Source organism: Alicyclobacillus sp. CIJ1 (assembly GCF_057538885.1).
In genome coordinates this window covers 113670-122873 of record NZ_BAAJPH010000063.1, presented here as the reverse complement: position 1 = coordinate 122873, position 9204 = coordinate 113670, and the positions used below count along the sequence as shown (strand labels likewise).

10 protein-coding genes are annotated in these 9204 nt (G+C 63.7%); 4 read left to right on the top strand and 6 right to left on the bottom strand.

Annotated elements, in window-relative coordinates:
- The first annotated feature begins 3 nt into the window (after positions 1–3).
- Entirely contained in the window at positions 4–1218 is a 1215-nt protein-coding gene (locus tag AC27E8_RS02030) for an MFS transporter (RefSeq protein WP_487099477.1), read from the top strand.
- 101 nt (positions 1219–1319) lie between these two features.
- Here the strand turns inward: AC27E8_RS02030 and dusB are convergent, their stop codons facing one another.
- The 6 genes from dusB to AC27E8_RS02000 form a co-directional block, all read right to left on the bottom strand.
- Positions 1320–2306, bottom strand: coding sequence for a tRNA dihydrouridine synthase DusB (gene dusB, locus AC27E8_RS02025; RefSeq protein WP_487099479.1), 987 nt, complete (start codon positions 2304–2306; stop codon positions 1320–1322).
- A gap of 66 nt (positions 2307–2372) precedes the next feature.
- On the bottom strand, positions 2373–2603 hold the full coding sequence (locus tag AC27E8_RS02020) for a TM2 domain-containing protein (RefSeq protein WP_067845964.1): 231 nt from the start codon (positions 2601–2603) through the stop codon (positions 2373–2375).
- Between the two features lie 50 nt (positions 2604–2653).
- Positions 2654–3538: a D-alanyl-D-alanine carboxypeptidase family protein gene (locus tag AC27E8_RS02015; protein WP_487099480.1), complete on the bottom strand. Its 885-nt coding sequence runs from the start codon at positions 3536–3538 to the stop codon at positions 2654–2656.
- A gap of 84 nt (positions 3539–3622) precedes the next feature.
- The gene (locus AC27E8_RS02010; RefSeq protein WP_487099481.1) at positions 3623–4297 is read right to left on the bottom strand and encodes a metal-dependent transcriptional regulator; all 675 of its coding nucleotides are present in this window, start codon (positions 4295–4297) and stop codon (positions 3623–3625) included.
- A complete protein-coding gene (locus tag AC27E8_RS02005; protein WP_487099482.1) occupies positions 4294–4968 on the bottom strand; it encodes a fumarylacetoacetate hydrolase family protein in 675 nt (224 codons plus the stop codon). Before AC27E8_RS02005 ends, AC27E8_RS02010 begins: the two co-directional genes overlap by 4 nt.
- Before the next feature lie 205 nt (positions 4969–5173).
- Entirely contained in the window at positions 5174–5590 is a 417-nt protein-coding gene (locus tag AC27E8_RS02000; RefSeq protein ID WP_041695838.1) for a BrxA/BrxB family bacilliredoxin, read from the bottom strand.
- A gap of 199 nt (positions 5591–5789) precedes the next feature.
- On the opposite strand from AC27E8_RS02000, the gene hemE reads away from it, so the two are divergent.
- From hemE to hemG, 3 genes are read left to right on the top strand one after another with little or no spacing between them, the layout of a single operon-like run.
- Positions 5790–6869, top strand: a complete 1080-nt coding sequence (hemE, locus tag AC27E8_RS01995; RefSeq protein ID WP_487099484.1) for a uroporphyrinogen decarboxylase — start codon at positions 5790–5792, stop codon at positions 6867–6869.
- Positions 6866–7786, top strand: a complete 921-nt coding sequence (gene hemH / locus AC27E8_RS01990; protein ID WP_487099485.1) for a ferrochelatase — start codon at positions 6866–6868, stop codon at positions 7784–7786. The genes hemE and hemH overlap by 4 nt, the downstream gene beginning before the upstream one ends.
- A 5-nt stretch (positions 7787–7791) precedes the next feature.
- Complete coding sequence (gene hemG, locus AC27E8_RS01985; RefSeq protein ID WP_487099486.1) at positions 7792–9204, top strand: protoporphyrinogen oxidase; 1413 nt, start codon at positions 7792–7794, stop codon at positions 9202–9204.

The window sequence follows — 9204 nt, the reverse complement described above, 5'->3', positions numbered from 1 at the left end:
GCAGTGGTCGATCCCGTGTCTATCCCAGTCAAGCGCGTATCCGCGGCTCGAATCCTTGTCTCTTCCGGCCTTGGCCTCCTGTTTGATGCGTTTGACGTGGGCATTCTGTCGTACGTCCTTGTGGTCCTTGCCAAACAGTGGCACCTGACGCACACGGTGACCGGCCTCGTCGGAAGCGTGAGTTCCCTCGGCATGGCCGTGGGCTCTGCCCTCGCGGGCCTTTGCGCCGATCGATTCGGCAGGCGTTCGCTGTTTATGGTGACCATCCTGATTTACAGCCTCGCGACGGGCCTTTCCGCGTTCGCGGCTGGTATCGTCATCTTCTTCGTGTTGCGCTTTTTCGTCGGCCTCGGGCTTGGGGGCGAGTTGCCTGTGGCGACGACGTACGTGCTCGAATCCTCGCCAGACGAGGTTCGCGCGCGCCGCGTGGTGTTCCTCGAATCGTTCTGGGCCGTGGGATCCCTCGCCGCCGCGCTCGTATCGTACTTCGTCATCCCCTCCGCCGGCTGGCGCGTGGTCTTCCTTATCGGTGCCATCCCAGCCTTGTACACCCTCGTGCTGCGATTTGCGCTGCCAGAGGCCGCGCGCTACGCTCGGCTCCAGCGCCGAAGCACGTTTGGCGAGTCCGTGCGCAATATCTGGTCGCGAAAGCTGGGCCGCCGATCGCTCGTGGCATCCGTCGTCTGGTTCGTGATGAACTATAGTTACTATGGCATGTTTCTCTGGCTTCCGTCTGTCTTGTACGACAAAGGATACTCGCTGGTACACAGCCTGGGCTACTCGCTCATCATGACACTCGCTCAAATTCCAGGATACATGACGGCCGCGTGGCTTGTCGAACGTTGGGGACGCAAGCGCACGCTGGTTACCGCGATGATCTTGACGGCGCTATCCGCGCTCGCGTTCGGATTTGCCTGGAACACGGCTTCGCTCATCGTGTTTGGGCTTTTGCTTTCGTTCTTCACACTCGCGGCCTTCGCGGCGACGTACGCATTCACCGTGGAGCAGTTCCCGACGATGTTTCGGGCGACTGGCATGGGATGGGCGGCCGGATTTGGCCGCTTCGGCAGCGCCATCGCCCCGTTTGCCACGGGCTGGCTGCTTGGAGCGCACCTCGGGTACGAGTGGGTGTTCGGCGTCTTCTTCGCCGTGTTGTTCGTGGGGTTCGTCATTGTGACGGCGCTTGGAAAGGAGACCAAGGGGATCGCACTGGAGTAAACCGTTCGAGGGCCCCATACGACGTGTGGCCGCCGATCGTCGGACATAGACGAACGGCGGCCTTCCATGGTCCTCGTCCTCGAACAACACGAGCATGATAATCAAGCCGTCTTTCGGCGCAGCACCCATTCGCAGTAGTCGCGCAACACGGCCTCCATGCCCGCCATCGTCGTCTGCTGATTGATGAGCGTCCGCACCTCCGCGGCACCGGGCAGGCCCTTCACATACCAGGCCGCGTGCTTGCGCATCTCCCGCACGCCGATGTCCTCGCCTTTGAACTCCACCAGCATGCGCATGTGCCGCAAGGTCACCTCGAGCCGCTCCTCCACAGAAGGCGGAGGAAGGAGTTCGCCCGTGTCCAGATAATGCGCGATCTCGCGAAAGATCCATGGGTTTCCGAGCGCCGCCCGGCCGACCATGACTGCGTCACACCCGGTTTCCTCCATGAGCCGCTTGGCGGATATTGGATCGACCACGTCCCCATTGCCGATGACGGGAATGCGCACGGCCTCCTTTACCCGGCGGATGATATCCCAATCGGCCTTCCCGCTGTACATCTGCTTCGCCGTCCGCCCGTGAACCGCCACCGCCTGCGCCCCCGCCTCTTGGACCGCAAGCGCCACCTCGACCGCGTTGACGTGATCGTCGTCCCAGCCTTTTCGGAACTTCACGGTCACCGGCTTGTTCACGCGGCTCACGACCGCCCGCACGATTTTCGCCGCGTAATTGGGATCCCGCGCGAGCGCCGCGCCGCTTCCGGTCTTGCAGATTTTCAACACGGGACAACCCATGTTGATGTCGATGAGATCCGCGTTGGTCTCACCCACCATCTCGGCGGCCTGTTCCATGGAGGCGAGATCATACCCGACGAGCTGGAGGCTCACGGGATGCTCGTCCGGCAAAATGGTCGTCATCTTTTTCGACTTCTCGTTTCCGCTCACAAGCCCTTTGTCACTGACCATCTCCGCGCAGACCATGCCCGCGCCGAGCTCCTTCGCGAGCCGGCGGAACGGGGGATTGCACACGCCCGCCATCGGCGCGAGGATGACCGGGTTGTCGAGCGTCACGCCAGCGATGGTGACCTTCACACGAACCTCTCCTTCGACCGTTCCGGATTGCATGTCCGATATTATAAAGCGAGCCGCGGCTGGGGTTCAACCGCGGTAGCCCGCCATGCGAGCCGTCAGGACGAGATCGAAGAGCCACCAGATGCCGACCGCAAAGAGAAGGATATGGCCAATGACAGTGGACGCCACGAGTCCGCCGACCACGGTGCACGCGGCCATCAGGAGCCCTGTGCCGACGTGGCCGAGATACACGCGATGCACGCCGAGGTACCCGAGAAAGAACCACAGTACGTACGCGAGCGCGACACTTCTGCGCATGCCGTACCCCCCATAACCCGACGTAGTAAAGGTTATGAGGTGCCCGCTTGTCAACTTGCTGGGTCTTCCGGAGACGTGAGGCGGTTGGCCCAGGTGAGCAGGCGAACCGTCTCGCGGTACATGAGGCTCTTGCGCGGCGCACCGAAGACCACGCTCACCAAGATGTGGCCGTCGGACGGACGCCGCACCGCGGTCGCGAGGCAGTACATCGCGCGCGACGTGAATCCCGTCTTGCCGCCGATGAACTCGCCAATCGAAGCGGGAGGGCTGTACAACAGGCGGTTTCCGTTTCGAATGGTCTTCCCCGCGATGGTCGCCTGCGGGGTCTGCATCGCGCGAACGATGCGCGGATACGTGATAGCCTTGGCCGTGATGAGGGCAATGTCCTTCGCGGACGTGGTGTGGGCGTCTGCATGAAGTCCATTGGGCGTCACGAACTGCGTGTGGGTACAGCCGATGAGGCGCGCCTCGACATTCATCATCCGCGCGAAACCTTCCTGCGATCCGCCGACGGTCTCCGCGATCCCGTACGCGACGTCGTTCGCACTTTTCATGATGAGGGCGAGCAGAGCCTGTTCCGCCGTGAGCTCGGTTCCAGGCCGCAGGCCCAGGCGCACGCGCGGCTGACGGCTCGCGGTCTCGCTGATGTACACCGGATCGTCCGGCTGAAGGTGTTGCACGAGGAGGATGGCCGTCATCAGCTTCGTCGTGCTGGCCGGGTACATCGGCTCGTCCCCGCGCTTGTTGTAGAGGACCTTTCGATCGGTGGCGTCGTACACCACCGCCGCCTTCGCGTTGACCACGGGAGGGCGCGCGACTTCCGCCTGGGCACTCGGAACGGCAAGGGCACCTACCGCCCATGCCACGGCGATCGCGGCCGCAAATATTGCTCGCCACCACACGCGATGCTGTCGAGCAGAAAACAAAACGACCACCTCTCTCGCGTGTCGTCGCGGTTTAAGGTGGACGTTTTTCACTCGTTCTATGCCTTCCTGCCGCCTGTCACCGAGGAACAAGCGTCAGGCCGTCTGACTCATCGGTTTCGGGCGCACCTGTACGCGATGGGCGACGGCGGGATCGAGCGACAAGGTCTGCCCTCGCACGGTCACGGTCACCCCGGCAGCATACGGCTCCGGCTCGTGAACCTGGACGGTCTCCCCCGGAACCAGGCCCGTTCGATGGAAAAACCGCAGCAGTTCGAGATCCTCCTCAGCCACTTCGACGATGCGTATCACTTCGAGCGGTGTGTTGGGTGGCGCCTCGTCCAGCCCCACGCCCTTGGGCACCGCGTGGCCATTTCCCGGGATGACGTTCCCGTGCGGGCATGTGGCCGGGTGGTTCAGCATCTCGTTCAACTTCGATTCCACGAGTGGAGAAATGCTGCCTTCCAGCCGCGCGGCTTCCACGTGCGCGTCCGCCCAGTCCAGACCCAGAACATCAGTAAGCCAACGCTCGAGCAGCCGGTGTTTTCGAATAATGGCCTCGGCGCGCTTCCGGCCCTCTTCCGTCAGGACCAACTCGCGGGTATCGCTCACCTCGACGTAGCCCTGTCCGACCAACCGCTGCAGCGTCTGTGAAACGGTGGGTCTGGACACACCCAGATAATCCGCGACGCGCGAAGACAGAACCTGTTCGCCTTCCGAATGAAGCACGTAGATGGCTTCGAGGTAGGTGTCGAGGGCACTTCCGCTCACGGCGATCCCCCCTCGTGTGCGGAGAATCGAAACGTTGCCCATGGCTCGCCGTTCATGAAGAGCGTGAGCTCATCCCCGGGACGCACAGGTCCGACGCCGCTCGGCGTTCCGGTGAACAGGATGTCGCCTGCGGCAAGGCCATACACGTCCAAGCAGTGGAGCATGAGATCCGAGAATGAAAATACCATCTCGGAGGGCACACCCTCCTGAACCACGCGCCCGTTCTTCTGCAGGGCAAACCGCGCGTTCTCGACGTCCGCGGCGAAGTCGTCAAATTCGTAGAGATCCGTCACAATGGCGGAATGGCGAAAGCTCTTTGCGGCCTCCCATGGGTATCCCTTCTGCTTGAGCGCTGACTGGAGTTCGCGATCCGTCAAATCGATGCCAAGCGCAACCGCGCCCACGGCCTCGAGCGGCCTCTCTCGGCTCGGGGTGTCCTTGAGAACCAGCACGATCTCGAGCTCGTGATGGACGTCTGACCTGCCACTTGGATAGGGCACCTCGCCAGATGCCGGAACGAGCGCGTGCGTGAATTTACCGAAGATCATCGGAGAATCGGGCACCTGATTGCCCAATTCGGAAGCGTGATCGCGAAAATTCCGTCCCACGCAAAAAATGTTTCGAACCTCTGGTATCCAAGCCTCGGCATGCTTCTGTTTGCGAAACCCCATCGCGCCGCCCAACCTCCGATCGTTCGATTGCACTTAGCATACCACAGTCGCGCAGAGGGGCACACGGCGCTGCCGCGACGACCGAGCCGCGCAGGCGGCGCAGCACCAGTTGACGCAACCCTTTCAGCTTGTCCATCCGCGAAACGGGCGGCGGAACCGGAGTCCCGCCGCCCGCTCGCGCGCAGTCGAAGCGCGTGCAGTCCCATCAGTTTGTCTTCGGCTCGCAGTATTCGTTGAACAGCGCAACCAACTTCTCCGCGACGCGCTCGGGCGTCGAGCCCTCGATGTCGCTGCGGTGAAGCACGCCGACAAGCTTGCCGTCTTTGAACAGGAAGAACGACGGCGACGAAGGCGGTTGGCCGACGAAATATTCGCGGGCGCGCGCCGTGGCTTCCTTGTCCTGGCCCGCGAACACCGTCACGAGCCGATCCGGCCTGCGGTCATTCCTGAGCGCCATGGCGACGGCCGGACGGGCGATGCCACCCGCACAACCGCACACCGAGTTGACCACAACGAACGTGGTCCCGGTCTTCTCGGCCATCACGGCGTCCACGTCTTCCGGCGTGCGCAGTTCCTGAAACCCGATGCTCGTGAGTTCGTCGCGCATCGGTTGGATCATCATCTGATAAAAGTCGAGCTCGAGGCTCACTCGGCCCACCTCCTGACTGTGCAAATCCAAACCTTATTATACTCTTTCGGCAGCGCCAATGACAGTTTTGTAAACCCGCACACGGGCGACCCGAACGCCCGGCCGCGTCGGTTTGCAACCGCAGACGCGCGTTGGGTATAACAAGGGAGGTACAAATGTTCGAAGGACAGGCATGAGGAATGGGGACTTTGCCGTGAACAATCGCTTTCTTCGCGCTTGCCGCCGCGAACCGGTGGATCGCGTACCCGTGTGGTTCATGCGCCAGGCAGGTCGATACGATCCCGAGTACCGCCACATTCGCGAGACGTACACGTTGCTCGACATCTGCCGAGAGCCGGAGCTGTGTGCCCGCGTGACGCGCATGCCGGTGGACAAGCTCGGCGTCGATGCCGCCATTCTGTTCTCCGACATCATGGTCCCCGTGGGCGCAATGGGGATGTCGTTTTCGTTACAGGAGCATGTGGGACCTGTGATGGAACGCCCGTTGCGCACCGAGGAAGACATCGCAAGCCTGCGCGTGTTTGAGCCGGAAGAAGAACTCCCTTTTGTGCTTGAGAGCATCCGTCACCTCGCGAACACCCTTCCGGTTCCGCTCATCGGCTTTGCAGGCGGCCCATTTACGCTCGCCAGCTACATGGTGGAGGGCGGACCCTCCCGCGACTACGTCCACACCAAGACCTTGATGCTCGCGCGCCCGGACCTCTGGGACAGGCTCATGAGCAAGCTGTCGCAGGCCATGGCGCGCTACCTGCGCGCCCAGGTTCAGGCTGGCGCGAGCGCCGTGCAGATCTTCGATTCTTGGGTGGGCAGCCTGTCCGTTCACGCGTTCCGCGCGCACGTGAAACCGTATATCCAGGCGATGCTTGCGGATCTCGCCCGACTCGGCGTTCCGCTGATCTATTTCGGTGTTCACACCGGTGAACTGCTCGCCGATTTCGCCGAGGCAGGCGCCTCCGTCGTCGGCGTCGACTGGCGCACGCCGCTCGACCGCGCGCGCCAGCGCGTCGGGACGTCGGTCGCGCTGCAGGGCAACCTCGATCCCGTGAGCCTCTTCGCCCCTCCCGACGTCCTCCGGCGCGAAGTCGAGACCGTGCTCTGGCTCGGCACGGCGAGCCCCGGCTACATTTTCAACCTCGGCCACGGTGTCAAACCCACCACGGATCTCGCCCAGCTCCAGCGCGTTGTCGAATGGGTGCACACGTTCGAGCCAAAGGCACAAGCCGCGCACTGCACAAAGGAGGAACGCGCATGACGACCCTCGGTGTTCTCATGATGGCCTACGGAACGCCTCGAAGCCTGGACGAAGTGGAGGCGTACTATACGGACATCCGGCGCGGCCGCAAACCCTCTCCGACCGAACTCGCCGATCTCGTCCACCGATATGAAGCCATCGGCGGAACCTCACCGCTTCGGGAGATCACCGAGCGGCAGGCGAAGGCAGTCGAACACGCGTTGAACGCGCAAGGCGAAACCGCTTTTCGCGTGTACCTGGGGATGAAACACGCCGAGCCGCGCATCGCGGGCGCGGTGGCGGACATGCGCAGGGACGGGATCGAGCGGGCCATCGCCGTCGTGCTCGCGCCCCACTATTCGGCGATGAGCGTCGAGACCTATCACGAGCAGGCGCGGGAGGCCGCGCGCGACGGAGGGCCAACGCTTTACTGTGTGAACCAGTGGCACCTCGAGCCTCGCTTCCTCGACGCGCTTGCCGCGCGCGTCGCGGAGGCGCTTCACCAGTGCCGTCACCCCGAGGAGGCCATGGTCATCTTCACGGCTCACTCCCTCCCCGCGCGCATCCTGGACATGGGCGATCCGTACGTCAACCAGTTGCGCGAATCCGGCGAAGCGGTGGCCAAGCGCCTCGGCCTTGCACACTATACCTTCGGCTGGCAGAGCGCCGGCCGCACGCAAGAACCGTGGCTCGAGCCGGACCTGCTCGACACCCTCGAGTCCCTCGCGAACCAGGGATATCGCGAAGTCGTGGTGTGTGCCCAGGGCTTTGTGGCAGACCACCTGGAGGTTTTGTACGACATCGACATCGAGGCGAGAAAGCGCGCCGAGGAACTCGGCATCCAGCTCGTTCGCACCCGCCAGATGAACGACGATGCCGACTTCATCCGCGCGGTCGCGGACGTGATCGAGCGCGCGAAACGTGACGCAGGGTGGTGATGCACATGAAACGCGTGGCAGTGGTGGGCGGTGGCATCACCGGTCTCGCGGCTTGCCTGCGCCTGTTGTCCTCCGACGCTCACGTGCAGATTGTTTTGTACGAGGCGAGCGATAGGCTTGGCGGGCGTGTACAGACGATTCGCGAGCCTCATCTTGGTCTGACCGTGGAGGCGGGCCCAGACTCCATGCTCGCGCGAAAGCCCGCCGCCATGCGGCTGTTGGAGTCCTTGGGCATGGCGGAAGACGTCGTGTCCACGCGGCCCGAGGCGACCGAGACCTACATCGTCCGAGACGGCGGCCTCTGCCCCATGCCGAAAGGATACTTGGGAATTCCGTTCGATCCGTCCTGCGTTCGCCCGCCCCTCTTGACGGACGCCGGATTGGCGCGCGCCCTGGAGGAAGAGCGGATGCCGCTCGATCTTCCTGAAGACGACACCGCCCTCGGCGCCTTTCTCCGTGCGAGGCTCGGCGACGAATGGGTGAACTACGTCGGCGAACCGCTCATGGCGGGCATCTACGCGGGCGACATTGATCGTCTGTCGCTCATGGCCACGTGGCCCTCGCTCCTCGATCTCCTCCGCAACCATGGCAGCCTCGTGGCGGCAAGCCGCGCCCTGGTCGCGGCATCGAGCCCGCGCCAACCTGGCCCGAGCCGGAGCGCGTTCATCACCGTGCGCGGCGGCCTGTCGTCCGTCATCGAGCGCATGGTGGATCGGATGGAACGGAGCGGCCGGGTTGAGATCCGCACCGGTGCGCGCGTCGGCGCAGTGACTCGGCGCGGCTCGATGTACCGGTTCCATATCGATACGGTCTCTGGGGAGCACTTGGAGGAAGACGTGGATGGCGCCGTGTTCGCCCTCCCGCCACAGGTCACCCGCGAGATCATGAGGCCGATGATCGACCTACCCGACGTGGAAACGCACTACCAGTCGACCGCCACCATCGTGCTCGTGTACGAGCGCACCGCCTTCGGACCGGATCTCGTGCGAGCTTCGGGCTTCCTCGTGCCGAGGCCCGAAAGAATGGCCATCACCGCGACCACGTGGATGTCGAGCAAGTGGCCGCACGTTGCCCCCGAGTCCCTCGCCGTGATCCGCGCCTACGTCGGCAGGCGCGGCCAGGACGAAGCCCTCGCGCTGTCCGACGACGAACTGGCGCGTCGCGCGGCGGAAGAAGTCGGACGCCTCACCGGTGCACGCGAACACCCGATTTGGACGCGGGTGACGCGCTTTCGGGAGGCGATGCCGAACTACGGTATCGGACACCTCGCCCGCGTGGAGCGAGCGGAAGTGACGCTGCGCGCGTCCTGTCCCGCATTCGCCATAGCCGGGGCTGGCTACCGCGGAGTCGGGCTGCCCGACTGCGTGGAGCAGGGCGAACGGGCCGCCCATCAGGTCCTCGCCGCCATCGGCCCATGA